The organism is Mycobacterium sp. 1164985.4 (genome assembly GCF_001668575.1).
Lineage (GTDB): Bacteria > Actinomycetota > Actinomycetes > Mycobacteriales > Mycobacteriaceae > Mycobacterium.
In genome coordinates this window covers 104,062-130,476 of sequence record NZ_LZMD01000074.1, presented here as the reverse complement: position 1 = coordinate 130,476, position 26,415 = coordinate 104,062, and the positions used below count along the sequence as shown (strand labels likewise).

General features: G+C 67.4%; 28 protein-coding genes. 10 read left to right on the top strand and 18 right to left on the bottom strand.

All coding sequences use genetic code 11. The features are described 5' to 3' along the window. Positions 1-11: 11 nt before the first annotated feature. Genes A5650_RS15520 through A5650_RS27685 form a run of 4 tightly spaced genes read right to left on the bottom strand, consistent with a single transcriptional unit; the run spans position 12 to position 3,234 of the window. Complete coding sequence (locus A5650_RS15520; protein WP_067083993.1) at positions 12-845, bottom strand: TspO-related membrane protein; 834 nt, start codon at positions 843-845, stop codon at positions 12-14. 58 nt (positions 846-903) lie between these two features. Then, positions 904-2,262: an MBL fold metallo-hydrolase gene (locus A5650_RS15515; protein WP_067083991.1), complete on the bottom strand. Its 1,359-nt coding sequence runs from the start codon at positions 2,260-2,262 to the stop codon at positions 904-906. Positions 2,263-2,279: 17 nt separating this feature from the next. Beyond that, positions 2,280-3,053, bottom strand: coding sequence for a sulfite exporter TauE/SafE family protein (locus A5650_RS15510; protein ID WP_067083990.1), 774 nt, complete (start codon positions 3,051-3,053; stop codon positions 2,280-2,282). A gap of 16 nt (positions 3,054-3,069) precedes the next feature. Further along, on the bottom strand, positions 3,070-3,234 hold the full coding sequence (locus tag A5650_RS27685; RefSeq protein WP_502686694.1) for a DUF8730 family Cys-rich protein: 165 nt from the start codon (positions 3,232-3,234) through the stop codon (positions 3,070-3,072). A 213-nt stretch (positions 3,235-3,447) separates the two neighbouring features. On the opposite strand from A5650_RS27685, the gene A5650_RS15505 reads away from it, so the two are divergent. Both A5650_RS15505 and A5650_RS15500 read left to right on the top strand, forming a co-directional pair. Beyond that, a complete protein-coding gene (locus A5650_RS15505) occupies positions 3,448-3,717 on the top strand; it encodes a metal-sensitive transcriptional regulator (RefSeq protein ID WP_067083988.1) in 270 nt (89 codons plus the stop codon). A gap of 26 nt (positions 3,718-3,743) precedes the next feature. After that, positions 3,744-4,142: a DUF302 domain-containing protein gene (locus A5650_RS15500; protein WP_067083986.1), complete on the top strand. Its 399-nt coding sequence runs from the start codon at positions 3,744-3,746 to the stop codon at positions 4,140-4,142. A gap of 72 nt (positions 4,143-4,214) precedes the next feature. Here the strand turns inward: A5650_RS15500 and A5650_RS15495 are convergent, their stop codons facing one another. Beyond that, a complete protein-coding gene (locus tag A5650_RS15495) occupies positions 4,215-5,309 on the bottom strand; it encodes an NADH:flavin oxidoreductase (protein ID WP_067084018.1) in 1,095 nt (364 codons plus the stop codon). 42 nt (positions 5,310-5,351) lie between these two features. Further along, positions 5,352-5,483 (bottom strand): hypothetical protein, encoded by a 132-nt coding sequence (locus tag A5650_RS27530; RefSeq protein WP_286150377.1) that lies wholly within the window; start codon positions 5,481-5,483, stop codon positions 5,352-5,354. Positions 5,484-5,592: 109 nt separating this feature from the next. Between A5650_RS27530 and A5650_RS15490 the strand changes: the two genes are divergently transcribed. The 3 genes from A5650_RS15490 to A5650_RS15480 are packed head-to-tail and all read left to right on the top strand — an operon-like array spanning position 5,593 to position 7,018. Beyond that, positions 5,593-6,312: a sigma-70 family RNA polymerase sigma factor gene (locus tag A5650_RS15490; RefSeq protein WP_231983353.1), complete on the top strand. Its 720-nt coding sequence runs from the start codon at positions 5,593-5,595 to the stop codon at positions 6,310-6,312. Beyond that, positions 6,309-6,545 (top strand): hypothetical protein, encoded by a 237-nt coding sequence (locus tag A5650_RS15485; protein WP_067083980.1) that lies wholly within the window; start codon positions 6,309-6,311, stop codon positions 6,543-6,545. Before A5650_RS15490 ends, A5650_RS15485 begins: the two co-directional genes overlap by 4 nt. Then, positions 6,542-7,018: a DUF417 family protein gene (locus A5650_RS15480; protein WP_067083979.1), complete on the top strand. Its 477-nt coding sequence runs from the start codon at positions 6,542-6,544 to the stop codon at positions 7,016-7,018. The genes A5650_RS15485 and A5650_RS15480 overlap by 4 nt, the downstream gene beginning before the upstream one ends. A gap of 6 nt (positions 7,019-7,024) precedes the next feature. Here A5650_RS15480 and A5650_RS26840 read toward each other — a convergent pair whose 3' ends face one another. The 8 genes from A5650_RS26840 to A5650_RS15445 form a co-directional block, all read right to left on the bottom strand. Next, positions 7,025-7,201 (bottom strand): hypothetical protein, encoded by a 177-nt coding sequence (locus A5650_RS26840; RefSeq protein ID WP_156613694.1) that lies wholly within the window; start codon positions 7,199-7,201, stop codon positions 7,025-7,027. Positions 7,202-7,241: 40 nt separating this feature from the next. Continuing rightward, a complete protein-coding gene (locus A5650_RS15475; protein WP_067083977.1) occupies positions 7,242-9,773 on the bottom strand; it encodes a DEAD/DEAH box helicase in 2,532 nt (843 codons plus the stop codon). Beyond that, on the bottom strand, positions 9,766-10,701 hold the full coding sequence (locus A5650_RS15470) for a LysR family transcriptional regulator (protein WP_067293070.1): 936 nt from the start codon (positions 10,699-10,701) through the stop codon (positions 9,766-9,768). Before A5650_RS15470 ends, A5650_RS15475 begins: the two co-directional genes overlap by 8 nt. A gap of 64 nt (positions 10,702-10,765) precedes the next feature. After that, the gene (locus tag A5650_RS15465) at positions 10,766-13,108 is read right to left on the bottom strand and encodes a CaiB/BaiF CoA-transferase family protein (protein ID WP_067293067.1); all 2,343 of its coding nucleotides are present in this window, start codon (positions 13,106-13,108) and stop codon (positions 10,766-10,768) included. Between the two features lie 4 nt (positions 13,109-13,112). Further along, positions 13,113-14,303 (bottom strand): acyl-CoA dehydrogenase family protein, encoded by a 1,191-nt coding sequence (locus A5650_RS15460; RefSeq protein ID WP_067293064.1) that lies wholly within the window; start codon positions 14,301-14,303, stop codon positions 13,113-13,115. 1 nt (position 14,304) lies between these two features. Then, on the bottom strand, positions 14,305-15,399 hold the full coding sequence (locus A5650_RS15455) for an acyl-CoA dehydrogenase family protein (protein WP_067293061.1): 1,095 nt from the start codon (positions 15,397-15,399) through the stop codon (positions 14,305-14,307). Positions 15,400-15,511: 112 nt separating this feature from the next. After that, positions 15,512-17,371 carry an FAD-binding oxidoreductase gene (locus A5650_RS15450; RefSeq protein WP_067293058.1) on the bottom strand — a complete coding sequence of 620 codons (1,860 nt, stop codon included), beginning with the start codon at positions 17,369-17,371 and terminating at the stop codon, positions 15,512-15,514. A 141-nt stretch (positions 17,372-17,512) separates the two neighbouring features. Continuing rightward, entirely contained in the window at positions 17,513-17,944 is a 432-nt protein-coding gene (locus A5650_RS15445; RefSeq protein WP_067293055.1) for a hypothetical protein, read from the bottom strand. Between the two features lie 263 nt (positions 17,945-18,207). On the opposite strand from A5650_RS15445, the gene A5650_RS15440 reads away from it, so the two are divergent. After that, complete coding sequence (locus A5650_RS15440) at positions 18,208-19,023, top strand: formate/nitrite transporter family protein (protein ID WP_067293052.1); 816 nt, start codon at positions 18,208-18,210, stop codon at positions 19,021-19,023. Between the two features lie 14 nt (positions 19,024-19,037). Here A5650_RS15440 and A5650_RS15435 read toward each other — a convergent pair whose 3' ends face one another. Beyond that, positions 19,038-19,811 carry an enoyl-CoA hydratase/isomerase family protein gene (locus tag A5650_RS15435; protein WP_067293049.1) on the bottom strand — a complete coding sequence of 258 codons (774 nt, stop codon included), beginning with the start codon at positions 19,809-19,811 and terminating at the stop codon, positions 19,038-19,040. A gap of 122 nt (positions 19,812-19,933) precedes the next feature. Here A5650_RS15435 and A5650_RS15430 point away from each other — a divergent pair, with 122 nt between their 5' ends. Together A5650_RS15430 and A5650_RS15425 are read left to right on the top strand one after the other, a co-directional pair. Then, entirely contained in the window at positions 19,934-20,341 is a 408-nt protein-coding gene (locus tag A5650_RS15430; RefSeq protein ID WP_067293046.1) for a YciI family protein, read from the top strand. 11 nt (positions 20,342-20,352) lie between these two features. Further along, the gene (locus tag A5650_RS15425; RefSeq protein ID WP_067293042.1) at positions 20,353-21,501 is read left to right on the top strand and encodes an RNA polymerase sigma factor; all 1,149 of its coding nucleotides are present in this window, start codon (positions 20,353-20,355) and stop codon (positions 21,499-21,501) included. Here A5650_RS15425 and A5650_RS15420 read toward each other — a convergent pair. The 3 genes from A5650_RS15420 to A5650_RS15410 form a co-directional block, all read right to left on the bottom strand. Continuing rightward, the gene (locus tag A5650_RS15420; protein ID WP_067293039.1) at positions 21,498-22,967 is read right to left on the bottom strand and encodes an amidase; all 1,470 of its coding nucleotides are present in this window, start codon (positions 22,965-22,967) and stop codon (positions 21,498-21,500) included. The genes A5650_RS15425 and A5650_RS15420 overlap by 4 nt on opposite strands. Positions 22,968-23,018: 51 nt before the next feature. Continuing rightward, the gene (locus A5650_RS15415) at positions 23,019-23,483 is read right to left on the bottom strand and encodes a hypothetical protein (RefSeq protein ID WP_067293036.1); all 465 of its coding nucleotides are present in this window, start codon (positions 23,481-23,483) and stop codon (positions 23,019-23,021) included. A gap of 191 nt (positions 23,484-23,674) precedes the next feature. Beyond that, complete coding sequence (locus A5650_RS15410; RefSeq protein ID WP_231992630.1) at positions 23,675-24,523, bottom strand: class I SAM-dependent methyltransferase; 849 nt, start codon at positions 24,521-24,523, stop codon at positions 23,675-23,677. A gap of 120 nt (positions 24,524-24,643) precedes the next feature. Here A5650_RS15410 and A5650_RS15405 point away from each other — a divergent pair, with 120 nt between their 5' ends. Then, the gene (locus A5650_RS15405; protein ID WP_082950775.1) at positions 24,644-25,627 is read left to right on the top strand and encodes a methylenetetrahydrofolate reductase C-terminal domain-containing protein; all 984 of its coding nucleotides are present in this window, start codon (positions 24,644-24,646) and stop codon (positions 25,625-25,627) included. Continuing rightward, positions 25,624-26,382, top strand: coding sequence for a class I SAM-dependent methyltransferase (locus tag A5650_RS15400; RefSeq protein WP_231992629.1), 759 nt, complete (start codon positions 25,624-25,626; stop codon positions 26,380-26,382). The genes A5650_RS15405 and A5650_RS15400 overlap by 4 nt, the downstream gene beginning before the upstream one ends. Positions 26,383-26,415 lie beyond the last annotated feature (33 nt).

Sequence of the window (26,415 nt, the reverse complement as noted above, 5' to 3'; positions counted from 1 at the left end):
GTCTTAGCCGACTAGTTCGCGAGCGTACGGTTTTTCGCGGACTCTTTCGGCGCGCGCGTACGCAGGCGCACACTCGCTGCGACGGCGGCGGCCACCACGGCCACCACGGCCGCACCGGTCAACGAGGCGATCAGGATCGACGTGGTGTCGTGCAGGCGCACCGCGATACCGACCAGCGCCCAGACGATCACCAGCCCGTAGGCGACGTCGCGGTGAAGCAGGTTCATCACCACGCCAAGGGCGGCCGCCACCGCGATCATGATCACGCCCCATGTCGGCTCGGAGAGCCCGAAGCCGGACCACCCCGCGTCGTCGAGGGTGATCGTCGCGTTGGCGATCGTCGCGACCGAGATCCAGCCCAGGTACACGCGGAACGGGATGTGCACCGTCCAGCGCTCCAGCGTCGAGGTGGGCGGGCTGCAGGCTTGCAGGCGGTAAATGATGATCAGGGCGATCAGCAGCACCACCATCAGCAGCATGCTCAGCGGAAACCGGTTGTGATGCCACGCGAACAGCCAACAACAGTTGGCCACCGCGGTCAGCACGTACCAGGGGGCGATGGCGCGCGCGGCGCCGCTGTCGGCACGGCCCCGGGTCAGTGCGACGCCGAGGTACACGCTGTATGCGATCAACCCGAGGTAGATCACGCTCCAGATAGAGAAGACGTAACCGGCAGGCACGAAGTACACCTCGTAGCGGCGGGTGACGTCACCGGTGGTCTGGCCGTTGATCGGTAGGGCGTTGGCCAGATAATTGACGACGAGTGTGGCCGCCGTGGCCAGGCCCACGACAAGGGGCAACAGCCACGCGGATGGCGAACGGCCGTCGACGGTACGGCTGACCATATGAGCTCCTCCTTCGAGAGACATGCGGGATATGCCCATTTGCCGCGCTTTCCGAACCCTAGTTATCGTCCGCCGCGGTGAGGCCGAGCTCTTTCGCCCTGTCGAAGTGGTCGTCGATCAGCACGACGGCGTGGCCCGCGCGATGGAGTATCGACGCCGCGATCGAGGACCGATATCCGGACGCGCAATGCACCCAGACCGTCGTGGTGGGGACTTCGCCGAGCCGCTCGGGTAGCTCATGCAACGGTATGTTGCGCGCTCCCGGAATGTGCTCGGACTCGTACTCGTGGCTCTGTCGCACATCGAGCACCGCCACGGCGTCCGCGCGGCGCTGGTCGGCCAGTTCCGCGAAATCCGCGACCGGGTAGGAACCGAGCGGCATTCCATCGCTCAGATCGTCGATGTCACCGGTGGCCGCACCCGTCAGTCGGTCGACGCCGATACGCACCAATTCCCGTTTTGCGTCGGCGATCTGATCCGGCGACTCACCGATCAACGTCACCGGCGCACCCCACTCATAGAGCCAGCCGAAATAGCTGACGAAGGAGCCGGACAACTCAAAACCGAACGCTCCCTGCAAATGTCCGGCCGCGAAGGCCCTCCGATTGCGCAGATCGACCACCCATTCGCCGGCCTCGAGTCGGCGGCGCAGTTCGTCCGGATCGATCGGCTCGGGCGGCGTCAGATCGACTGGGGCCGGACCCTCACTGTTGATGACGCCCATGTGCGCGTAGTACGCGGGGTAGGCCGAAAGTCCGGCGAGCAGTTCGTCGACGAAGCTCTGTTCGTCCTGTGTGAGCGCCGGGTTGGACCGTCGTTGCTCGCCGACCGTTGATTCATCACCGGAAGCCGGTGTGGCCGAACAGAAGCTGCCGAAACCATGAGTCGGGTAGACCGGTGTGTCGGGGGGCAGATGATCGGCGATCTTGCGCACCGAGTGATATTGCGCATGGGTGAGTTCCTTGGTGTCCTCCGCGCCGATCAGGTCCGTACGACCGGTGGTGCCGAACAACATTGAACCACCGGTGAAGACGCCCTGGACCTTGCCGGTGTCGTCCCGCAGCACATAACTGATGTGATGATGGGTGTGGCCCGGAGTGTGCATCGCCTCCAGACGGATGGGTCCGGCGTCGATCACCTCACCGTCGCTGACTGCGCGACGGGGGTAGTTGACATCATCGCCCGCGGGCACCACGTACTCGGCGCCGACGGTGCGCGACAGTTCGAGTCCACCGGTCAGATAGTCGTTGTGCAGGTGCGTTTCGGCCACGTGGGTGATGCGCACCTTGAGATCATCGGCAAGCGTGAGCACCCGGTCGATGTCGCGCTGCGGATCGATCGCAACGGCGACGTCACCGTGGCTGATCAGATAACTGCGGTCACCGAGTCCGGCGGTTTCGATGATCGAGACGTCCATTGGTTCTCCTTCTGTTGTCATCGTAGAAAGATGGTGTCGACGAGAACGTAAGCGGCGACGGCGAATACGAGGTAGGCAAACCAGCGCTGCAGACGGTCGGTGTCGACCTTGGTGCCGAAGTATCCGGCGGCGAGCGAGGCGACCATCGCCGCTGCGACGAATGCCGCGGTGAGCGACCAGTCGACACTGATGCCGTGAAGATGCGAGAAGATGCCGGCCACGGAGTTGGCGACGATGATCAGCAGCGAAGTGCCGATCGCAGTGGACATTTCGACCCCGAGTACGACCACGAGCGCCGGAATGATGAGGAATCCGCCACCGACGCCGAACAGCCCGGTCAGCAAGCCCACGACAAGGCCGGCCCCGATCGATCGTGGCGCGCAGCGGCGCCAATTGACCTGACCGGCGCGCACCTCGCAAGCGGTGCCGGTATGGCCCTGATCGATCAGCATGCGAACCCCGGCGATGACCATCACGACGGCGAACCCGATCAGCAGCGCCGACTCCGGCAGGTGTCTGCTGATGGCACTGCCGAGGACCGTCGCGGGGATACCGGCCGCCGAGAAGATTCCGGCCATGCGCCACCGGACCTGTCGGGCGCGAATCTTCGGCAGCACACCGACCGCCGACGCGGTGGCGACGACGATCAGCGAGATCGGAATGGCCTGTTCGACGCCGATGCCCATGCCGTAGACGAGGGCCGGAACGGCGAGTATCGAGCCCCCGCCACCGAGAAGGCCCAGAAGTACGCCGATCAGCGCACCGAGACCTACACCTGCCGCCAACGCCATGAAAGGCCTGTACCCGTTACCGGCGCCAGAACCCGCGCGCGGGGCGAGGCGCGGGCCCCGCGGTCCGCTCACAGCGGCACTGCTGTGCGGTCGGTACCGACCGCATCACCTCGTCGACGTGCTGGCCGCAGCCGTCCCACGTCGTCTTGCCGCAGGACGGACATCGGACTGCGTAACACATGATGAGACCTCTCTTCGAGAACGTACGAGGAAGCGTATACCCCCCTCGGTATTATCTACCGTACCCCCCGCGGTATTTATTCCGGAGCCGGATCGGTCTTTTTCAGCGCTCCGGCAGCCGCCGCGACCAGGGAATTTCGCCTTCGGCCGCCGCGTTGAAGGGGGCAGTCCATACCCCCACGGGTAATGTGGACCACAGACGAAAGGAACCACCATGGTTGGTGATCAAGAGGCCATCGGCGCCGTGCTCAACCGGCTGCGGCGCGCGCAAGGACAACTCGCCGGCGTGATCGCGATGATCGAGCAGGGCCGCGAATGCAAGGACGTCGTGACTCAGCTCGCGGCTGTCTCTAGGGCGCTCGATCGTGCCGGCTTCAAGATCGTCGCGACGGGTCTACGGGAATGCATGACCGGCGACCAAGAGGGTAATGAGAAGCCCATGACCGAGGCGGAACTCGAGAAACTCTTCCTCGCACTGGCCTGACCATTCCGACGACCACGGGAGCCATCATGAGCATCGCACTGGCCACGAGCCTGAAGACATCGTTCGACGATGCGGTCACCCGCACACGTGACGCGCTGGCTGAGCAAGGCTTCGGTGTACTGACCGAGATCGACGTGAAAGCGACGCTGAAGAACAAGCTCGACGAGGACATGGAGAACTACCTGATCCTCGGCGCGTGCAATCCGCCGTTGGCGCACCGGGCGATAGACGTGCAACGTCAGATCGGTCTACTGCTGCCGTGCAACGTCGTGGTCCGCAGCGACCCAGAGGACCCGCAGACAACGCTCATCGAAGCGATGAATCCGCAGTTGCTGGTCGACGTCACAGAGGAGCCGGGACTCAAGCCGATCGCCGAAGAAGTCGGAAGCAAGCTCAAAGCGGTGATCGACGCGTTGTCCCAGTGACGCCGGGCGGATACCTGTCGGCGATCAGGCCGAGCACCACGACGCCGACGTGGCGTTTCGCGCAGGGACCGGTCAGGCGAGCTCCGCCAGCGCGACCTCGGGGTCGTATCCGGCGAACTCGTCGAGTCGGCCATCGCGTAGCCGGTTGACCCACGCCGGATCGGCGAGAAGGGCGCGACCGATCGCGACGATGTCGAACTCGCCCGACTCGAACTGCTCGACCAGGCGATCGACGGGCGCCGGCGCAATCACCTCGCCCCGCCGCTCGCTGCGGAACTGCGTTTCCAGGCCGACCGAGCCCACCGCGATCACCGGACGGCCCGACACCTTCTTCGTCCAGCCCGCGAGGCTCAGTTCGCGGTTGTGATCCGGAAATCCGGCCACGTAGTGCCTGCGCGTCGACGGGTGGAAGACGTCGACCCCGGCGTCGGCTAACGGGGTCAGCAGCTGGAGAAGGTCGGTGGGATCGGCGGCGATCGACGCCGCGTAGTCGGTGCCCTTCCACTGCGAGAAGCGGAAGATGATCGGATATCCCGGCCCCAGGGCGGCCCGCACCGCGGCGACGACCTCCGACGGGAAACGCGTGCGTTCGGCGAGAGATCCGCCATACTCGTCTGTGCGCAGATTCGTTCGCGTCCAGAAGAACTCGTCCAGTAGGTAACCGTGGGCGCCGTGCAGCTCGACAGCATCGAAACCGGCGTCTCGGGCGGCCTCAGCGCTCTGCACGTACAAATCGGCGACTCGAGACAATTCGTCGGCCTCCAGCGCACGCCCCCTGGGCCGACCGTGGCCGTCGACACCCGACGGGCTGACCGGCGCGACACCATCGGCGTCGTCGCGCTGCGCGCCCTGGTGCCACAGCTGCGCGGCGATCGTCCCGCCCTCGGCGTGCACACCGTCGACGACGCGCGCCCAGCCCGCCACCGCGTCCTGTCCGGCGAGTGTCGGGATGGAGTACGGGTATCCGGCGGCGGCGTCCGGAAGCCGGATCCCTTCGGTGATGATCAGCCCGACGCCACCGGCGGCGCGGCGGCGGTAGTACTCGGCCACATCGGCCCCCGGGACACCGTCCGGAGAGGCCTGACGGGTCATTGGCGCCATCGCGAACCGGTTCGGAACGGTCAATGAGCCGATGGTCAATGGTGCAAACAACTTCTGAACGGCCACGAAGCCGTTCAACGCCACGCCACCGGAGATGATTCCGGCAGGCTACTGCTCCGACGGCTTCTCGACGGCGTCATCGGGCAGCGGCAACCCTTCCGCGCCGGGGGTCGCGGGAGACAGCACGTCCTCGGCACTCTCGGCAGGCTCCGGCGTTACATTCTCGTTTGGAGATGTCATGCTCGTTGCGATACCCCCGAGCGGCCGGCGGTAATCGCACCATCAGCCAAGCCCGTCAGCCGAGACGGTGAGCGCGGGGTAGTGCAGATTGGTGTCCGGCGGTAGGCACATGCGGGTGCATGTGGGAAAAACTCGGATCGAGGTAAGACGGCGGCGGACGGCGACGCCAATGAAACGAGAGGACCCACGTCGTTTCAGGAAAGGAGTGCGGGTGGACGCCGAGTCCGATGAATGGCTGCGCCTGCTCCACTCCGCGAACCCTCGGCGCGAGACCGCGATCGCCCGACTGCACGGGCAGTTGCTGCGGGCCGCGCACAGCGAGGTGCGGCGACGGCAAACGCGGATCAGCGGCATTGAACTCGACGACATCGCACAGCAGGCCGCGTCGGATGCCACCGTCGCCGTGCTCGACAAGCTCGCGACGTTTCGCGGTGAGAGCCGCTTCACGACGTGGGCCTACAAGTTCGTGATCCTCGAGGTCGCCAACAAGCTCGGCCGCCACTATTGGCGCGACCCGCCGGTGGCCCTGCAGACCGAAGACTGGAACCGGCTGCCCGAGCGGTTCGGTGTCGATCCGAGCCAATATGCCGAGACCGCCGAGCTCACCGCCGCAATCAGGCGCGCCGTCGAGACTACCCTCACCGACCGTCAACGACAGATGTTCATCGACATCGTCGTCAAGGGCATACCGCTCGATGCCTTGTGCATCACGCGCGGCGTGAACCGAAACGCAGTCTACAAAGCCGTTTTCGAGGCGCGACGTAAGATCCGCGAGTTCCTGGTCGCCAATGAGTATCTGACCGACCGCGCCGCATTGGACACATCGTGACCGACTGGACCCGCCTGCACCGGTTCCTCGCCACCGATCCCCGCGACGTCGGTTGCGAGGAGGCGATGGAGGTTCTGCACATCTACGCCGAGGTACCGGCAGACGAAAGGGCGCAGCGCTTTCCGGGTGTGATGGCACACCTGCGGGCCTGCGGTCCGTGTGCCGACGACTTCGACGGATTGCTGGCCGCCATCGCCGAGGATCACGGCCGAGCGCAGCAGGAGGAGCATTGACCGCAACGCGGATCACCGTATTGGGCCGGGCGATCTGCCGCTACGGCCTCGTCGTGGTGCTCGCCTGGATCGGCGTCGGCAAATACGTGAAGATGGAGAGCCGCACGCTCATCGAGCACAGCCCGCTGATGAGCTGGGTGTACGACATCTTCAGCGTGACGACGGTGGCCTATGCGCTCGGCACGGCCGAGATCATCGCCGCGATACTCATTGCGCTGCGCCCGGTTTCGGCCCGCGCCTCTACGGCGGGCAGCGCGATGGCCGTCGTGCTGTTCGTCGGAACCTTGAGCTTCCTGTTCACGACCCCCGGTGTGGTCTCGACGCATGCGGGCCCGATCCCGGTGCTGTCCGGGCTGCCGGGCCAGTTCCTGCTCAAAGACCTGGTCCTGATCGGCGTCGCGGTGTGGTGCCTCGGGGAAGCGATGACCGCGAGCCGTTCGGCCGCGCCGTCGGAGCGGTTCGCCGCAGTCTGACGACGCTCACGCCCCGCGACGAACCGGCCACCCGGCGGGGGTGCACCCGAGGTCTTCGTCAGCGACATCGACGAGGCGCGCCTCCGCGCGGCGGAACGGTTCGGCGCCCTTCGCGATGAGGGAGAACTCGTCGGTATGGCCATGGACTTCTCCGGATCGACGTCCGCTGTCGACTTCCTGCACCGAACATCCGTGGGCTTCGGTAGTGACCGATCCGGGTCGCTCAGTCGAAGCGGCCGGCGTCGATGACCCGCAGTACGACCGCGCCGGCCTCGTCGGAGTCCGCAAGGTCGACCTCGACGGTGAAGCCCCAGTCGTGGTCGCCCGCTGGATCGTCGAAAATCTGCCGCACCCGCCACACCTCAGGCTCACGCTCGATGATCAGCAGCGCCGGACCGCGAGCGTCGCCGCCGGTGCCGACGTCGGCGTGCTCGTCGAAGTAGTCTCCCCCGACCTGCTCCCAGCGCTTCGCGGTCCATCCCGAACCGCTGTCCAGCGCGCCGAGTTCGTTCCAGCGTTGCCGAGCGAACAACTGCACGCGCCGGAACAAGGCGTTGCGCACCATCGCCGTGAACGCACGCTGGTTGCCACTCAGCGGGCGCGGCGTGGCCGGCACCGCGGCGGGGGCGTCGTTCGGCTGGTCGGGGTCGGTCAGCTGCTCCCATTCGTCGAGCAGGCTCGAATCCACCTGGCGGACAAGCTCGCCGAGCCACTCGACGATATCGGTGAGCTCCTCGGTCCTGGCCGCGGCGGGCACCCCGGACCGCAGCGCCTTGTACGCGTCGGACAGGTAGCGCAGTACCGCGCCCTCGGCGCGGGTCAGTCCGTACTCGCTGACGTATTCACGGAACGTCATGGCGCGTTCCCACATTTCGCGTACCACCGACTTCGGAGACAGCCGGGCGTCGGCCGCCCACGGGTTGCTCTGCAAGTAAACCTCGAAGGTGTGCTCGAGCAACTCCTCGAGCGGCTTGGAATAGGTGACGTCGTCGAGCAGCACGATGCGCTCGTCGTACTCGATGCCTTCTGCCTTCATCGCCGCGACGGCTTCGCCTCGCGCCTTGTTCAGCTGCGCCGCCAGGATCTGGCGCGGGTCCTCCAGCGTCGCCTCGATCACCGAAACCACGTCCAGCGCGAACGTTTCCGACGCCGGATCGAGCACATCGACGGCGGCCAGCGCGAAGGTCGACAACGGTTGATACAACGCGAAGTTCGGGGGGAGGTCGACGGTCAGCCGGTACCTGCGGCCGTCGGGTCCGGGTTCGTCGAGGCGCTCCACCACACCGGCCTGCAGCAGCGACCGCGCGATACCGACGGCCTCGCGGATGTGGTGCAGTTGACGTTTGCGTGGCTCGTGGTTGTCGGTCAGCAGCCGCCGCATCGCCTCGAACGGGTCATCGGGACGGTCGACGACGTCGAGGATCATGGCCGTCGACACCCGCATGTTGCTGGTCAGCGGTTCGGGCGTGGCCTCTATCAACCGATTCATCGTCGACTCGCTCCACGGCACCATGCCCTCGGGAGCCTTGCGTCGCACCAGCTTTCGGCGTTTTTTGGGATCGTCGGCGACCTTGGCGAACTGTTTGAGGTTCTCCACCTCGTGGTCGGGCGCCTGCACGACTACGGTACCCGCGGTGTCGTAGCCGGCCCGTCCGGCCCGGCCGGCGATCTGGTGGAACTCGCGGGCGTTGAGCAACCGGGTGCGGATACCGTCGTACTTCGACAGCGCCGAGAACACCACCGTGCGGATCGGCACGTTGATGCCGACGCCCAGCGTGTCGGTCCCGCAGATGACCTTGAGCAGGCCGGCCTGCGCCAACTGTTCGACCAGCCGCCGGTACTTCGGCAGCATCCCGGCGTGGTGCACTCCGATACCGTGTCGTACCAGCCGCGACAGCGTCGTGCCGAAGGCCGTGGAGAACTGGAATGCGCCTAACATTTCCCGGATTTCGGCCTTCTCGTCTTTGGTGCTGACGTTGACACTCATCAGCGCCTGCGCGCGCTCCAGCGCCGAGGCCTGGGTGAAGTGCACGACGTAGATCGGGGCCTGCCCGGTCTCGAGTAGGTCACCGATCGTCTCGTGCATCGGAGTGGTCGCATACGAAAAGAACAGCGGCACGGGACGTTCGGCGTTGGCCACCAGCGCAGTCGGCCGGCCGGTGCGCCGGGAGAGGTCGTCACGCAGGAACGAGACGTCACCCAGCGTCGCCGACATCAGCAGGAACTGGGCCTTCGGCAGTTCCAGCAGCGGAACCTGCCAGGCCCATCCGCGGTCCGGGTCGCCGTAGAAATGGAACTCGTCCATCACCACCAACGCGATGTCCGCGTCGGCCCCTTCGCGCAGCGCGATATTGGCCAGCACCTCGGCGGTGCATGTGATGATCGGGGCGTCGGCGTTGACCGCGGCGTCGCCGGTCAGCATGCCGACGTTGACCGCGCCGAACACCTCGCACAGTGAGAAGAATTTCTCGCTGACCAGCGCCTTGATCGGTGCGGTGTAGAAGCTGCGGCTACGCCCCGCCGAGGATCGAGCCAGCGCCGCGAACAGCGCGCCCGTGGCGACCAACGACTTCCCTGAACCGGTCGGGGTCGCCAGGATGACGTTGGCACCGCTGACCAACTCGATCAGCGCTTCTTCCTGCGCCGGATACAGTACCGTGCCGTTCGCCTCGGCCCATGCGGCGAACGCCGCAAACAGCGCGTCGAGATCGGTGCCGAGTCCTGTTGCGACGTCGGCGAGAGAAGCCTCAGGCACCCCGATGCACCGGCCCCAGCCGGTCGGCGATCTGCTCGACGGCCAGCTCGATCTCGGCGAGCCGGGTCCGCAGCCGTTCGGGAACCCACGCCAGTGCGATCCGCCCTGGGGCCCAATTGGTTTCGTCGATCGGAATCAACTTGAACTCCGGAGGGGAAAACATCTTGCCGATGAACGAGTCGGGCGCATAACTCACCAGCGCGACGAGGTGCCGATTGAAGACCTGGGTGGCCATCTCGAGTTCGCCTCCCCGCTGGTTCGTCGTCGTGCGGACGATGCGATGCACACCGCGGCTGTTGAGGCGCCTTGTCAGACCGGCCAGCACCACCGGGTTGGGCCGGGCGAAGTCGATCACGACTTCGCGGTCGCGCAACTCGTCGATCGCCACCAGCTCCTTGGCGGCCAGCGGATCGTCGAACCGCACCGCGACCGCGCCCTGGTAGCTGGCCACCACCTTGTGGCGCAGGCGTTTGTCGCAGGCGGGCAGGTGGATCAGGCCGAGTTCGGCCTGTCCGGCGATCAGCTTGGCGGCGACCTCGGTGCCCGACCCCGGAACGCTGAACTCCGTCGGACCGGGTAGGTCGGCGAGCACCGCCTCCAGTTGGGCGAGAAGGTCCGACGGCGCATAGGCGGTGGCGCTCAGCCGGAGCGGCGCAGAACCCTGAGCCCCCTGCGTCGCGGTGGCCTTGAACTCCTCGACCTGTCGCAGGATCTCGCGAGCCGGGCCGATCAGCCGCTCGCCGAGCGGGCTCAGCCGCACCTCGTGGTATCCGCGCTCGAACAGCGGTCCGCCGAGCTCTTTCTCGAGGAGTTTGATCTGCTTGCTCAGCGGGGGCGGAGTGATCATCAACTTGTCCGCGGCCCGCTTGAAGTGCAGTTCGTCGGCGACGGCGACGAAATACCTGAGCCTGGTGAAGTCGATGTCCATTCCTGCCGGTCTCGAACGGGTGCCCGTGCAACCCGAATGCTACGAGATCACCGGTGCCTCCCGGTCAGACCGCGGCGTCGACGCTCGTCGTCTCGAGCACTCCGCGGCTGTGCAGCCCCTCGATCTCGGTCGGGTTCAGACCGAGGAGCTCCGCGGCGATCTCGGCGGTCTGCTCCCCGATGAGCGGGGCCTGCCGCAACGGCGGATCGGCCACGTGATCGCAATTGATTTGGACGTTCTCCATAGTGAACGGGACGTCTGCGTGCGGGTGGAGCTCCTCGCGGAACGACCGCCGCTGTTCGTAGTAGCCCCACGACGGCAGTTCGTCGGCGTGCATGACGGCGCCCGCGGGCACGCCCGCGGCCTGCAGCTTTTCCATCGCCTCGGTCCGCGAAAGCCGGGCGGTCCAGGCGCGCACCGCGTCGGGGTCCACGTCGCCGTCGCCGGGTAGGCCGACGACCCACCGCAGCGCCTGCAGGTCGGCATCGTCGCGCACGGTGATCGCGATCCAGTTGTCGACACCGGCGGCGGGGAACAGTCCCCACGGCCCTCGGCGTTCGGCGCCGGCGCGGGTGTGCCCGGCGCGTTCGAGGGCATCGGCGGCGATCTCGGCGGCCACGTGGCTCAACATCACCTCGGCTTGGGCGATGCTTGCCGACCCGCCTTCACCGGTGCGCTCGCGCCGCAGGAGCAGCGCGATCGCGGACAAGGCACCGATCCTCGCTGCGACGTGGTCCGGGTACACGGTGACCGTGTCGCAGAAGGTGTCCGGTTCGCCCGGATACACCCACTGGTTCGTGAACCCGACCGCGGCCCGAACCAGCGGCCCGTATCCCAGGCGGTTGGCCCACGGACCGGTCGGGCCGAACGCCGAACTGTCCACCACCACGATGCCGGGGTTGATCCGCCGCAGCGTCGTGTGGTCCATGCCCAACGCCTCGGCGACACCGGGTTTGAAGTTCGTCAGCACGACATCGGACGCCCGCGCCAGGCGGTGGGCGAGTTCCCTGCCTTCCTCGGTGCGCAGATCGAGCCCGATCGAGCGCTTGTTGCGGTGCCCAGCCGCGAACGGCTGGGTCATCGTCGTGAGCTTGCCGACGCGCAGTCCGTCGGGGTGGGCGGAATGCTCGATCTTGACGACGTCGGCGCCTAGATCACCGAACAGCCGGCCGGTGTCCGCGCCGACGACGATGACGCCGAGGTCCAGCACCCGGATGCCCTCCAGCGGGCGGCCTTCGCCTTGGCGCTGGCGGCTCGCCAACAACGGGGCTGCGGTGAGGCGTTCGGTGCGTTCGGACGAGATGTCGAGTGCGCTCGCCCGATGTCCGTCGATCTCGCTGACCCCCGCAGGGATCGGGGCCACCACGCCGGGAGTCAACTCGACGTCGCGGAAAAAGCCACGCGCACCGAAGTGTTCGGCGGTCAACGCCTCCGACAGGGTAAGAACGGCCGCCGTCGGCACGCCGTGCGCCTGCCCCTGCGATTCCAGCTCCGCACGCGTCTTGTCGGCACAGAAGCGGGCGATGGCGTCGAGCAGATGCGGTGAGCGGAAACGTTTCCCGAGCTTGTCGTACGAGGGGTCAGCGAACTCCTCCGGGCTGCCCATCCACGTGAACATTCCGCGCCACTGCCGTTTGGCCAGGATGCAGATGCGAACGTGGCCGTCCTTGCAGGGGATGATCGGATAGCGCTGGCGTTCGGCGTCCCAGTCGCGCTGCTGCACGCTCACCGCGACGCCCGCCGACGCACTGCCCGCCGAACCGAACGGCGGGTCGAGCGTCTGCATCGCACCGTCGAGAACCGAGAAGTCGATCAGGGCTCCTTCGCCGGTGCGCAAGCGGTCCAGATAGACCGCTACCGTCATCACCGCGGCCTGCGCGGCAGCCACCTGATAGGGCAACTCGGCCGGCGGGACCAACGGCTCGCGGCCCGGGATGCCAGACCGGGACAGCTCACTGCTCAGCGCGTAAAACACCGGGCCGCTGCCCTGCCAGGTGCGGTAGTCGTTGTCGCGGCCGAAGTCGCTGAGCGACAGGATCACCAGCGACGGCTGCCGTCTGCGGATCTCACGCACTGCCAACGTCGCCTCGGCGAGCGACCCGGGCCGGGTGTTCTCGATCAGAATGTCGGCGCTACGGAGCATTTCGGCGAATCCGTCGCGGCCGACCGCGCTCGAGAGATCGAGCTCGACCGTCGCCGTACCGTGCCGGTTGATCGCGGTCTGCACGGATACCCCGCCGACGTGCGGACCCACCACCTCGTCGTCGGTTACGGCGCGTATGCGCACTACCGTGACGGTCGCGCCGAGATCGGCGAGCAGGCGGCCGACGGCCGTCATCGGGCCCGAGCTCAGATCGAGAATCCTCGTCCCGGACAGCGGGGGATCGTATGCGGCGCCGGATGTCACCGCGTCAGCTCCGGCGGGCCTGGCGGAAGGGGATGTCGCGGTCGGCCTCGGGCTCCTTGGGCAATCCGAGTACCCGCTCGCCGATGATGTTGCGCTGAATCTGGTCGGTGCCGCCGCCGATCGACGTGAAGAAGGCGTTGAGTGTCAGGAAGTTGATGTCGTCGGCCACCGGGTTCTCCGGCCCGGCCAACAGCGCCTGCGCGCCGATGATCTGCGTCTTCATCGCGGCCTCGGTGTGCAGAATCTTCGACATCGCGAGCTTGCCCAGCGACATGATCGAGCTCGACGTGCCTTGCGATGTACTGGCTTTCGCGCGCGCGTTGTTGAGCTTGTTGAGTTCGCGCATGGCCAGCACCTTGGCCAGCGGGTAGCGCACGGCGGGGTCGTCGAGCACGCCGTGTTCGCGGGCAAGCTCGATCAGGCTGTCGGCCTTGCGGCTTCGTGAACCGCGGGCGCTGTCGCCCATGATCGAGCGTTCGTACGCCAGCGCGGTCTGCAGCGCCCGCCACCCGTTGCCCTCGCCGCCCAACAGGTAGTCGTCGGACACGGTCGCGTCGTTGATGAAGACCTCGTTGAAGTGGGACTCGCCGGTGATCTGCACCAGCGGGCGCACCTCGATGCCGGGCTGCTTCATCGGCATGATGAACAGGCTCAAGCCTTTGTGCTTGGGCACATCCCAGTCGGTGCGGGCCAGCAGCAGTGCGTAGTCGGCGGTCAGCGCGCCCGACGTCCACACCTTCTGCCCGGTGACCACCCACTGGTCGCCGTCCCGGACCGCGGTGGTGCGCACGCTGGCCAGGTCGGAGCCGGCGCCCGGCTCGCTGTAGAGCAGGCAGGTGCGGGACCGCTCGACCAGGAAATCGCGCAGCAAGTCCCCCTTGAGCTTCTCGGTGCCGAGCTTGAGCGCGGTGTTGGCCGGGATGTTGTACTTGTCCTGCCGCGATCCCGGCGCCTTGATCGCCGAGAACTCCTGACCGATGACGGCCGCCAGGTCGCTCGGGTAGCCACGACCGAACCACTCGGTGGGATAGGTCGGCACCGCGTATCCCGCGTCGAGCACCTTCTCCAACCATGCGATGCGTTCCGGCGAGGACGCCCACGGGTCATCGGACTTGGGCAGCGGAGTCCAGTTGTCGCGCAACCACTCACGGACCTCGGCGCGCAGCTCGTCGGCGGTGGGAAGCTGAGAAGTCATATCAGGCACCTTTCGAGACGAGGTAGCGCTCGCGATGCAGGCGCGGACCGCCGAACAGCTGTAGCCCGGTCCGCGCCCTGCGCAGGAACAGGTGGGCGGGATGCTCCCAGGTGAACCCGATGCCGCCGTGCATCTGGATGGCGTTCATCGTGATGGTCTCGTAGGCCTCGGCGCAGGCGAAGCCCGCCAAAGCGACCGCCCCGGAGTAAGTCTCGGTCTGAGCGGACTTCTCGGCGGCGGCGTGCTGGGCGGCCGACGTCGCGTTCTCGACCTCGATCAGCAGGTCGGCGGCCATGTGCTTGAGCGCTTGGAAGCTGCCGATCTGACGGCCGAACTGGACGCGGGTCTTGAGGTAATCGACGGTCATGTCGAAGACTCGGCGGGAGCCGCCCACCTGCTCGCCGGCCGATGCGATGACGGCGTAGTCGAGGGCTTCCTGTACGGCGTCCCAGCCTGCGGTGCCGAGCCGCCGCGCGGGTGTGCCCGCGAACGTGAACGTCGACAGGCGCACTGTCGGATCGAAGACCGTTACCGCCGTGCGGGTGAAACCCGCCGCGTCGGGTGCGACTTCGAAGACGCTGACACCGTCGGCGGTGCGTGCGATCACGAGCACGACGTCGGCCACCTGACCCCAGGTGACGTAGTGCGCGTCGCCGGTGAGGGCGCCGTCGGCGGTGGCCTCGACGTCGACCCCCTCCGCCGTCCACGAACCGGACCGTCCCGTGATCGCGACGGTGCCGATCGCGGTGCCGTCGGCGAGTCCCGGCAGCAACCGCTGCTTGTCGTCGTCGGAACCTGCGGCCTGCACGAGCGCCACGGTCAGAACCGCGCTGGAGATGAACGGCGCCGGGAGGAGCGCCGCGCCGGTCTGCTCGGCGACGGCCTCGAGCTCGAGGGCCCCGAATCCGAGACCGCCGAGTCGATCCTCGACGAGCATGCCGAGCACACCCTGTTCGGCGAGTTGACGCCACAGATCGCGGTCGAAGCCGTCGTCCGAGGTCATGACCCGGCGCACGTCGTCTTCGGTGCACTTGTCACCCAGCAACTCGCGGACCGCCGTGCGCAGCTCCGCGCGCTCGGCCACACTAATCGTCATCCCAACCGCCTCTCCAGCTAGCTGAGACCATGGTTGGCCCCAAGCGGCTGGGTGTAAATCACGAATCGGGACACCGGCCGGTTTCCGTTTGGGACATGTCGGGGTGTGTCCGTTACGCCTTCACCCCGATCTTGAAGATCAGCCGGGAGATGGCACCGAACGCGCCGCGGCCGCCGATGTAGAGCCGCTTGGCGTCGTAGCCCGCGACGTCCTTCATGGTCTCGGCGCCGAAGCGGCCGGGCATCTGGCCGTCGACGACCGCGACGTCGGCGCCAAGCAGGGCGTGTCGGACCGCGATCCGCTCCGCGCCGGCCGCGGTGGCGACGAGTTCGCCGATGGTGCGGTCGCCGCCCGAAGCGGGCACCGCGCCGCAGGTGGCGCCGTGCTCGTCGAGGAATCGGTTGAGCTGATCGAGCGTGGCGTCGGCGCCGACGGTCAGGCTGAGGTTGCCGAGGTTGACGTCGATGCCGGTGTCGCCGCCGGTGGTCAACGGCGCGGCCGGATCAGGTTGCAGGGTCCCGTTGATGGCGCTGCGGACGGCATCGCCGAAGGTGCCGGTGTCGGGTTCGTCGGACGACTGCTCGGGCAGCATCACGCCGGGGTTGAGCAGTCCGGCCGGGTCGAACGCCGCCTTGATGGAGCGTTGGGCGGCGATCTCCACTGCGGTGAAACGCTTGGTCATGAACGGGATCTTCTCGGTGCCGACACCGTGTTCGCCGGTGATGGTGCCGCCCAGTTTCAGTGCGGCGTCGATGATCTCGTTGTTCGCGGCCTCGAGCGCCGAGGCGGCTAACGGATTGTCCTTGTCGTAGAAGGTCGTCGGGTGCAGGTCACCGTCGCCTGCGTGGCCGCACACCGCGATGAACAGCAACCCGTCGGAGTGCCGTACCGCGGTCGCCTGGATGGCGGCCTGCATCTCCGGGATGCGGTCGCGGGGCACGGTCACGTCGCCGATGAAGAATCCCTTACCGCTCTGCACGACGGAGTCGGGCGCGTGCAGGCGGCCGTACCACAGTTTGGCGCGGTCCTGTTCGTCTTCTGCGACGCGGACCTCGGTGGCCCGCTCCTTGAGCACCTTCTCGACGATCTGCTGGTCGCGCCGGACCTCGGCGGCACTGCCGTCGACGTCGATCAGGACGATCGAGTCGGCGTCGAGCGGATACCCGGTGTCGTAAAACTGCTGAAGCCCGGCAATTCCGTCACGGTCGAGCCATTCGACCGCGGCGGGCACGAGGCCGGTGGCGATGATCGCGGCGATGGTGTCGGCGGCTTCGCGCGCGGTGGCGAACGCACCCATCAAGCTGTGGGTGACGGCGGCGATCGGGCGCAGCGCGACCGTGACCTCGGTGACGATGCCGAGAGTTCCTTCGGACCCGATGAGCACGCCGAGCAGGTCCGGACCGTCGTCGTCGGCGCGCAGAGTGCATGTCGACCCGTCGGGCAGCACGACGTCGGCGGCCAGGATGTGGTTGTAGGTCACGCCGTACTTCAATGCGTGTGGCCCACCGGCGTTCTCGATGAGGTTGCCGCCGACGGTGGCCAGATGCGCGGACACCGGGTCGGGTGAGAAGCACAGTCCGTGTGGCGCGAGACGCTCCTGCAGGTCGGAATTGATGACGCCGGGTTCGACGCGAGCCCAACGGTTTTCGGTATCGACGTGAATGATGTGGTTCAGCGCCGACAGGTCGAGCAGCACACGCCCGGTGGCGGGCATCATGCCGCCGGAGCAGTTCGACGCTCCGCCGCGGGGAACGACCGGAATGCCGAATTCGGTGGCCCGCCGCATGATCGCCGACACCTCGTCGCGGCTGTGCGGGCGCAGAAGCAGTTCGGCGTCACCGCCCACTCCCCAGAAGTCGTGGCCACGGTCGGCCAGCGTTGCACCGTCGGTGACGATGTCGGCGTGACCGGCGACGGCCGCGGTGAACCTCTCGAGCGCGGACGTGGTGGTTTCGGCGGTGGGAGTGGACATCTCATCGTCTCCTTGGCGGTGCTGACGGGTACGACGAGTACGTTCCCCGGAACGGGCGCGACTGTCAGCCATGCTGACGGCCATCCCTGTTGAGCGGTGGCGGGGGACCGATATGGGGGCTACCTGCAACCGGGGCCGTCGCTACTGCGTTCGGCTCTGGCCTTCGCAGCCGTCGACCAGGCTGTCGAGCCCTCGCTGCCACCTGACGGAGCGGATGCGGTTGCAGGCGGCGCGGGTGACGAGCAGGACGGCCGCAGCGGCCGCGAGGACCGCGAGCAAGACGAGCGAACCGGCCGTCACCGCTTCCACCGCCGCACCGGCCCTCGCCCGCTTGGAGTCGAACAGCGCGGTGCCAACGGCGCCTGCGATCGGCACGGCGATCAGCGACACTGCGAGGGTCAAGGTCAGGATCAGGGCCTCGACGCGGTCCACCGAGCGGACGAGGGGGTCGCGTCCCTTCAGGCGCACCAACACGGGCAGGCGGGGGAGGCGCAGGGTGAAGGTGGCCCATTCCTGCTCGTCAGCCCGCTGGACGGCTGTCCTGCGCTGATCGTGGCCACCCTGCCGTTGCACCGTGATCTCCTCTCGCTGCCCACGATTGCCTGTGTTTCTTCAATGGTGAACCCGATCGCCTGCTAAGGGTTTGCCGATGCTCGACAACATCGAGGACGCCCGTTGTAGCCGATCCACAAGGTGGGAATGCGAGCCGTTTTGCGCGTAGGGCTGTGCGAAAACCGCAATGAATGACCTTCGGCGCAAAACCGGCCACCGGCGCGCTCTGCTTCGGCGCTGAACAAGCCGGGTACCCCTGACCGTCACGGAATCGGAGGATCCACATGAGCGAGACCCGTAAGCGCCAACTTGGCGATACGGACAGTCCCATCGAGGACGAGCTGGAGGGCGCCTTCCAGAGGATGGTCGACGAAGGTACGCAGCGCCTGCACCGGACCTGGCGCGAAGTCCTGGTCACCGGCTTCTTCGGCGGTACCGAGGTCGCCGTCGGCGTGCTCGCCTACCTGTCGGTGCTGGCCGCCACGCACAACCAGCTGCTCGCCGGCGTCGCCTTCTCGATCGGGTTCCTCGCGATGCTGCTGGGTCGCAGCGAGCTGTTCACCGAAGGTTTCCTGGTGCCGGTCACGACCGTCGTCGCCAAACGCGCGAGCGTCGGACAGCTGCTGAAGTTGTGGAGCGGGACATTGATCGCCAATCTCATCGGCGGATGGGCGATCATGTGGCTGATCGTGACGGCCTACCCGAAACTGCATGAGCAGACGGTCGAGTCGGCCAGCCACTTCGCCACCGCACCGTTGTCGGCGGAGACGGTCACGCTGTCGTTGTTGGGCGGCATGGTCATCACGTTGATGACGCGCATGCAGCACGGCACGGATTCGACGTTCGGCAAGATCGCCGCGGCCGTCGCCGGCGGATTCCTGCTCGCCGGGCTACAGATGTTCCACTCGATTCTGGACTCGCTGTTGATCTTCGGAGCACTCATCGGCGGCGCCCCGTTCGGCTACGTCGACTGGTTGAAGTGGTTCGGATACACGATCGTCGGCAACGTGGTCGGCGGTCTGCTGCTGGTGACGCTGCTTCGCCTGCTGCGCAGCAAGGAACGGCTGAAGGACGAGCGGGAGGAAGCCGAGGAGTCGTGAGTCCGAAGTAGGCCTCAGCGACCGCGCCATCGTGGCGGGCGCTTCTCCCGCCAGGCCGTGAGCCCTTCCCGCACATCGTCGGTCGCGGCGGCCACCTTGCGCATTGTCTCCCCGAAGCGGACGGATTCGATCCAACCCATGTTGGCGGTGCGCCAGGCCACCTCCTTCGTTGCGCGCTGCGCCAACGGCGCCGCTTCGGTGAGCGTCGCCGCCCATGACCGCGCCTCGGCCTGTAGATCGGCGGGCTCGACCAGCCGCCACACCAGCCCCATCTCCTTCGCGCGTTCGGCGTCGATCGGCTTGCCGGTCAGCAGTAGCTCCATGGCGTCGGCCCACCGGACCCGCTCGGGCAGCCGGATCGCGCCGACGATCGTCGGGACGCCGATGGAGACCTCGGGGAACGCGAAAGTGGCTGTGGTGGAAGCAATCACGAAGTCGCAGAACAGGACGCCAGTGAGGCCGTAACCGATGCAGGGGCCGTTGACCGCGGCGATGGTCGGCTTGAACAGCTCCATACCGCTCTCGAACGAGTTGATCGTCGGCTTCTCCCAGAAGGTACCGCCGAAGGTGCCGACCGAACCTTCGCCATCCTTGAGGTCACCGCCGGCGCAGAAGACGTCGCCGTTGGCGGTCAGGATCCCGACCCAGGCGTCCTCGTCGTCGCGGAACCGGTCCCACGCCGCGTTCAGTCCGCGGCGCACCTCACCGTTGATCGCATTGCGCGCTTCGGGGCGGTTGAGGGTGATGGTCGCGATGTGGTCGTCCAACTCGTAGGTCACGAGGCTCATTGCTGCACCCTAGCCAGGTGACGGGCCGGCCGAGCGGATCGATGTCGAGAATCGCGCGATGGCTCCGTCCCAGGGGCGAGCGACCAACTAGGGTCGCGACCCGAACGACAAAAGGAAGAACCATGGCCAAGTATCTGCTGCTCAAGCACTACCGAGGCGCTCCGGCCAGCGTCAACGACGTGCCGATGGACAGGTGGACGCCCGAGGAGATCGAGGCGCACATCAAGTACATGAACGATTTCGCGGCGCGCTTGGAGAGCACCGGCGAGTTCGTCACGCACGCGGCCCTGGCGCCGGAGGGCGCATGGGTGCGTTCCGATGGCGATGGGAAACCGCCCGTGGTCGACGGTCCCTTCGCCGAAACCAAGGATCTGGTGGCGGGGTGGATGGTCATCGACGTCGATTCCTACGAGCGCGCGGTCGAATTGGCCGGGGAACTGTCGGCGGCCCCGGGCGCAGGCGGACGGCCGATCCACGAATGGCTCGAGCTCCGGCCGTTCCTCACGACGCCGCCGACGGTCACCGAGTGAGGCCCGGCGCGGTGGACGAGGCGGCGCTACGGGACCTGATCCCCGCGGTTCTGGCGACCCTCGTCCACCGCGGTGCGGACTTTGCGACCGCGGAGGACGCCGTCCAGGAGGCGCTGCTGCGCGCCATCGAGACCTGGCCGGCCCGGCCACCCGATGACCCCAAGGGCTGGCTGATCACCACCGCCTGGCGCCGGTTCATCGACCTCACCCGCTCGGATGTGGCCCGGCACCGGCGCGAGCAGCAGGCCGTCGACGAACCGGCACCCGGACTGGCCGTGCCCGTCGACGACACACTGCGGCTGTACTTCCTGTGTGCACACCCCGACCTCAGCCCCGCGTCGGCGGTCGCGCTGACGTTGCGGGCGGTCGGCGGGCTCACGACGCGTCAGATCGCCCAGGCCTACCTCGTACCGGAAGCGACGATGGTGCAACGGATCAGCAGGGCCAAACGCACCGTGAGCGGTGACCGCCTCGACCGGCCCGGCGACCTGCACACCGTCCTGCGGGTGCTGTACCTGGTGTTCAACGAGGGCTACACCGGCGAGGTCGACTTGGCCGCCGAGGCCATTCGTCTCGCTCGCCAACTCGCTTCTGCCACCGATGATCCCGAGGTGGCGGGACTGCTCGCGCTCTTCCTGCTGCACCATGCGCGGCGGCCGGCCCGCACCCGCGCCGACGGTAGCCTCGTGCCGCTCGCCGAGCAGGACCGTCGGCTCTGGCACCGTGACCTGATCACGGAGGGCGTGTCCGTGCTGCAGGCCGCACTGGCCCGGGATCGATTGGGGGAGTACCAGGCACAGGCCGCGATCGCCGCGCTGCACGCCGACGCGCAAACCGCCGACGAGACCGACTGGGTGCAGATCGTCGAGTGGTATGACGAGTTGGTCCGCCTCACCGGCAGCCCGGTGGTGCGACTCAACCGCGCGGTCGCCGTCGGCGAGGCCGACGGGCCGCGAGCGGGGCTCGCCGCACTGGCCGAGCTCGATCCGGCACTTCCGCGCTATACCGCAGCAGCCGCGTATCTACACGAGAGCGCGGGCGAAATCGCCACGGCTGCTGATCTTTACGTCGAGGCTGCCGCGAAGGCGCAGAACATCGCCGAGCGCAACCATCTCACCACGCAGGCGGCGAGGCTGCGGCAGCGGATGTCGGGCGGTTAGATCGGGGCGACGCGATCGGCCCAGGGCAGGGCCTGCTCGAGTTGGGCGGCCAACTGGATCAGCGTGGACTCGCCCGCAAGCGGCGCGACGAACTGAACCCCCAGCGGCAGCCCCTCCGCCGTCCAATGCAGCGGCAGCGAAATCGCAGGCCGCCCAGTCAGATTCGCGAGCTGAGTGTAGGGAATCCAGCCGAGGTTCTTGCCCACCATGTCGTCGACGATGTTTGTGTACCGCAGCAGCTTCACCGTGCGCGTCTTGACCAGCACATCGGCGGCTCGCTGCAGCACGGCCGGCAGGTCGAACGCGCCGATGGCAGGCGGCGGGGTCGCGAGAGTGGGGGTCAGCAACAGGTCGTACGACTCGAAGAAGGTGGTCAACCTGCGCGTGTACTCGTGACGCCGGTGCACGGCGTCCAGGTAATCGACGCCGCTCGTCGTCCGCCCGAGCGCGGCCAGGACGAGCGTGTCGCGTTCGAACGACTCGTCACCGACGCCCGTGACCCGCTTGACCTCCTGGAGTTCCCATGCGGTGTGGACGAACCACGTCAGCAGGAAGTCCCGCGCGAGGGCCCCGTCGTCGAAAGGGACGCTCGGAAGTTCGTCGACGTGGTGGCCGAGTTCGGTGAGGGTCTGCACGGTCGCCTCGACGGCCGCGGCGGCCTCGGGGTGCGGAGAGGGGTTGATCGCCGACGGAACCCGCACGCCGATGCGCAGGCGGCCGGGATCGGCTCCGACGCAGGACGCGAACGGTGATGCGGGGATGCCGGGGACGTACGGTCCACACGGTTCGCCGCCGCGAATGACGTCGAGCATCGCCGCCGTGTCCCGGACAGTCCTGGAGACGACGCCCTGCACCGCCGCCCCGTGCATGGACTCACCCGTCGCGGGTCCCGACGGCGTCAGGCCGCGGCCCGGTTTGAGCCCGACCAGCCCGCAGCACGCCGCGGGGATGCGAATCGAACCGCCGCCGTCGCTGGCGCCTGCGCACGGCACGATCCCGGCCGCAACCGCCGCGGCCGAACCGCCCGACGAGCCGCCGGGCGTGCGGTTCAGGTCCCACGGATTGCGCGCCGGACCCCACGCCTCCGGTTCGGTGATGCCCTTCGCCCCGAATTCCGGGGTGTTCGTCTTACCGAAGATGACCAGGCCGGCGTCCTGCCACCGCCGCACGACCTCCGAGTGTTCGGCCACCGGTTTCGACATCAGCGCGCGCGAACCCGCCGACGTCGGTAGCCCGGCGTAATCCTGGGCGAGGTCCTTGATCAGGAACGGCACGCCCGAGAACGGGCCCGCGGCCGCATTCTGCGGTGAGGCCGGGACGTCACGCACGATCGCGTTGATGCGCGGATTCACCGCGGCCGCGCGGTTTCTGGCCACGTCCAGCAACTCGGTGGCCGTTACCTCTTTCTCGGCAACGAGCTTGGCCAACCCGGTTGCGTCGTGAGCACGGTACTCCTCGAAGTTCACCGTCTGACCGTACGTGCCGCCGCCGCGGTGGGCGGCTCTTCGGCAGAGGCCTCAGTGCACGGCAAAACGGGGACGCGCGCAGCCGAGGGAGGCGATCGCCGGAGCGGGGGCGTTGCGCTGCTGTTTACGCTCTTCGCGTTGTAACCGCCTGCTGAGCACGCGTTCGTCGCGGCGCGTCAGGGCGTGCCTGCGGCGGACCAGGAGGTCGAGTTGCTGCCAGCTGAGCCCGTCGAGCTCCCCGTCCTCGTCATGGGTGGCCACGACGACACCTCCGCGCAGCAGGGGGACGGTCTTGGGAGTGAAAGTGCTGGTCGCCAGCAGCACCTCGGTGGCTTTTCGGTTGATGCGTCGCTGGCAGCGTTGCGTGGTCGGGCTGAACCAGAAGTCGAACTGCCGGTCGGCGCTGGTCAGGGACTGCAGGCCCTGATCCTCTACGAGTTGGTCGATATCCGCGGTGGTGTAAGCGCGGGTTTCATAAACGGGGCCGTTGGTGCTGAAGTACAGGACGGTGTTCATCGCGATTTCCCATTCGTCTCTTTCTTCGGTGTGGCGGCCGGCCGATGTGTTGCCGGTCTGTTATCAAAGTTACCCGAGTGACGAATGTGACAAACCTGGGTAACAATCCAATTACGGCACACGGGCGATAAAGTGCCAGTTCAAACGCCGTTTTCAGGCGCCGGAGTGATATTCGTCAAGCGGCCTTGACGTCAGCCGAACTCGAGCAGCGTGTACGCGCCACGGAGATTCTTCGTCGGCTTGAACTGCCAGAAGGCGGGATAGGCCTTCTCGAAGAACCAACCACGTCCCGGCGGCATCGGCAGGTCGTGCACGGCGCGGATCCCGGGGATGGACTCGGGAAGGGCGGCCAACTGCGCCGCCGACAGGCTGAACGGCATCGGTGGAACGCGGTAACGCCGCGACGAGCGCAGACCCTTCGGGGCGATCTTCTTCACGACAACGGGCGGCAGGTCGAAGACCATCTGACCGCCGGGGAAGCGTTCGGCGCAGGCGGCGATGAGGCCCATCGCCTCATCGGGTTGCAGGTACATCAGCAGGCCCTCTGCGGTGATGAAGACGCCCGAGCTGTCGTCGACCTTCTCCATCCACGAGTAGTCGAGCGCCGACTGGGCGAGGGTGGTGATCCGCGGAGACGGCGGCAGCAGCCGCTCGCGCAGGTCGATGATCGGCTGGAAATCGACTGTGAGCCAGCGAAAGTCGGCGTGCGGTATCAGGGTGTTCAGTCGCCAGAAGCTGGTCTGCAGACCCTCGGCGAGCGCGACGACCGTGGCACGAGGATGGTCCGACAGATAGTGGCCGGCCGCCCGGTCGAACGCCAACGAGCGCAGCGCCATCTCCTGGCCTTTGCGGCCGAACTTGTCGAAGTCGAAGTCGATCGCGTCGACGAGGCGGATCGCCATCGGATCATCGATGATGGCGTTCGGGTGACGAGCCTGGTGCGCCCGGCCGTTCAGCGTCAGCAACGCGGTCTCCGAGACCCCCGTCAAGGCGATGTCGTCGGCTTTCGAATCGGCTGTCCAGTCTTGCGCGTCATCCACCACAACGAACGTACCCGGTGGGTCGGGCGCACCCGTGCGACGCTGGGCGCGGTTGCCGCACCGACGAGGTGGGTATCTGAGCTCAGCGTTGAGGGGAGACTCAGCGTTGAGGGGAGATACGTGACGTCGCCGCCAGAGTCGAGCTGCCCCAAGCGGATGGAGTTCGGACCGTGTGGTGGCGTGCGACCGGATGGACAGTGCGAGATGCGGCCCGGCCCCTGCGTGTTCGGCGAGGTGGTGCCGTGGTCCGGACCGCGGCGCGAACCGCGGCCGGTCCAACCCCCGCTGGTGCTCACCGACTTCAGCTGCGCACCGTTTGACGCGCACGACGTCGTGGAGACGGCGGGACTGCTCGCGCGATCGTGTGACGCCGTGCTGGTGGGCGAACATCAGAACAAACCGGACTTCCCGCCCACGTTGATGGGCCGCCTGCTGCTCGACGCCGGTGTGACGCCGTGGATCACGCTGTCGTGCCGGGACCGCAACCGCGTGGTGCTCGAACAGGAACTCCGGGGGTTGCGCAGCGTCGGTGTCGAGACCGCACTGTGCGTGACCGGCGACGGACGGGGTTACGACGTGCGGCCCGATGTGACGCAGACCTTCGATCTCGACGGCCCCCGCCTGGTGGACCTCGCCGCGTCGATCGGCATGGTCGCGGCGGTACCGGAGACGCCGACGGCGCCACCCGTTCCCGCACGGCCTGACCGGTTGGTGCAAAAGCAGCACGCCGGTGCCAGTTTGGCGGTACTCAACCACGTCCCGTATCCGGCGATGATCGCGGACTTCCTGCAGGCGGCCCGGGCCGCCGGCTTGTCCATCCCGGTGATCGCGGCGGTCGCGGTGTTCACTGACAACGTGTCCGCCGCTGTGCTGCAGGGGCTGCCGGGCCTCGACCTCGATCCCTCGGTGACCGAATACGTCCTGGGTGCACCCGATCCCGTGGCTGCCGGAATCGAGGCCGCAGTGGCCGAGGCTCGGGCATTGTTGTCGATCGACGGGGTCGAAGGCGTGAACATCTCGGGGCTGGCGTCGGCGTCCGGTGCACGCGTTGGGGCCGAGATCAAGGCCGAGGTGGGACGCCGCGTTCAGGAGGTGGCTGCGTGAGTGAAGCGATGGAGGCCGAGTTCGACACCGTCGCTGAATGGACGGCGGGGGTGGCGCGGGACTTGGGACCGGACTACTACATACCCGCGGCCTGCCGCGGCAGCGGAAGCCCCGCCGCGCTGGACTGGCTCATCGAGCACATGGGGCTCTCGGAGGGCGACTCGCTGCTGGACTGCGGCGCGGGGGTGGGCGGACCAGCGGCGTACGCGGCGCAAGCGCGCTCGGTGAGGCCCGTGCTCGTCGAGCCCGAGACCGGAGCGTGCCATGCGGCGCGCAGGCTGTTCGACCACCCGGTGATCTGTGGGCTCGGCTCGGCGCTCCCGATCGCCGACGCGAGTTTCGATGCGGCCTGGTCGCTGGGAGTCCTGTGCACCACACCGGATCAACTCACGCTGCTGGGCGAGTTGCGCCGCACGGTGCGGCCCGGCGGGTGCATCGGGCTGCTCGCATTCGTGGCGCACCGCGCGATCCCCGACGATCGCCTCCCCGACAACCACTTCCCTACGCCGGACCGGTTGGACGCGTTGATCCAGCGGGCGACCCTGGTCGCCGAGGACCGGCTGAGCACCGCCGATCTGCCCGCGATACCCGCGGCGTGGAACGAACGCGCCGACAAGGTGGAAACCGCGCTGGCCGAACGGCACGGCAGCAAGCGGGCCTGGCAACTGGCCGAAGAGCAGAGCAGTGATATCGGCCGGCTTCTCGAGGACGGAACGCTGACCGGAGAATTGGTGATCCTGCGCCACGCCCGGTGACCGTCGGGTTTCGGGCCGAGGCTGCGCGGAAAC

Excerpts from the sequence above, each read along its gene's own strand:
- A5650_RS15520 (WP_067083993.1), bottom strand. The coding sequence starts at position 845 with ATGGTCAGCCGTACCGTCGACGGCCGTTCGCCATCCGCGTGGCTGTTG.
- A5650_RS15515 (WP_067083991.1), bottom strand. The coding sequence starts at position 2,262 with ATGGACGTCTCGATCATCGAAACCGCCGGACTCGGTGACCGCAGTTAT.
- A5650_RS15510 (WP_067083990.1), bottom strand. The coding sequence starts at position 3,053 with ATGGCGTTGGCGGCAGGTGTAGGTCTCGGTGCGCTGATCGGCGTACTT.
- A5650_RS27685 (WP_502686694.1), bottom strand. The coding sequence starts at position 3,234 with ATGTGTTACGCAGTCCGATGTCCGTCCTGCGGCAAGACGACGTGGGAC.
- A5650_RS15505 (WP_067083988.1), top strand. The coding sequence starts at position 3,448 with ATGGTTGGTGATCAAGAGGCCATCGGCGCCGTGCTCAACCGGCTGCGG.
- A5650_RS15500 (WP_067083986.1), top strand. The coding sequence starts at position 3,744 with ATGAGCATCGCACTGGCCACGAGCCTGAAGACATCGTTCGACGATGCG.
- A5650_RS27530 (WP_286150377.1), bottom strand. The coding sequence starts at position 5,483 with ATGACATCTCCAAACGAGAATGTAACGCCGGAGCCTGCCGAGAGTGCC.
- A5650_RS15490 (WP_231983353.1), top strand. The coding sequence starts at position 5,593 with ATGCGGGTGCATGTGGGAAAAACTCGGATCGAGGTAAGACGGCGGCGG.
- A5650_RS15470 (WP_067293070.1), bottom strand. The coding sequence starts at position 10,701 with ATGGACATCGACTTCACCAGGCTCAGGTATTTCGTCGCCGTCGCCGAC.
- A5650_RS15460 (WP_067293064.1), bottom strand. The coding sequence starts at position 14,303 with ATGACTTCTCAGCTTCCCACCGCCGACGAGCTGCGCGCCGAGGTCCGT.
- A5650_RS15455 (WP_067293061.1), bottom strand. The coding sequence starts at position 15,399 with ATGACGATTAGTGTGGCCGAGCGCGCGGAGCTGCGCACGGCGGTCCGC.
- A5650_RS15450 (WP_067293058.1), bottom strand. The coding sequence starts at position 17,371 with ATGTCCACTCCCACCGCCGAAACCACCACGTCCGCGCTCGAGAGGTTC.
- A5650_RS15440 (WP_067293052.1), top strand. The coding sequence starts at position 18,208 with ATGAGCGAGACCCGTAAGCGCCAACTTGGCGATACGGACAGTCCCATC.
- A5650_RS15435 (WP_067293049.1), bottom strand. The coding sequence starts at position 19,811 with ATGAGCCTCGTGACCTACGAGTTGGACGACCACATCGCGACCATCACC.
- A5650_RS15430 (WP_067293046.1), top strand. The coding sequence starts at position 19,934 with ATGGCCAAGTATCTGCTGCTCAAGCACTACCGAGGCGCTCCGGCCAGC.
- A5650_RS15415 (WP_067293036.1), bottom strand. The coding sequence starts at position 23,483 with ATGAACACCGTCCTGTACTTCAGCACCAACGGCCCCGTTTATGAAACC.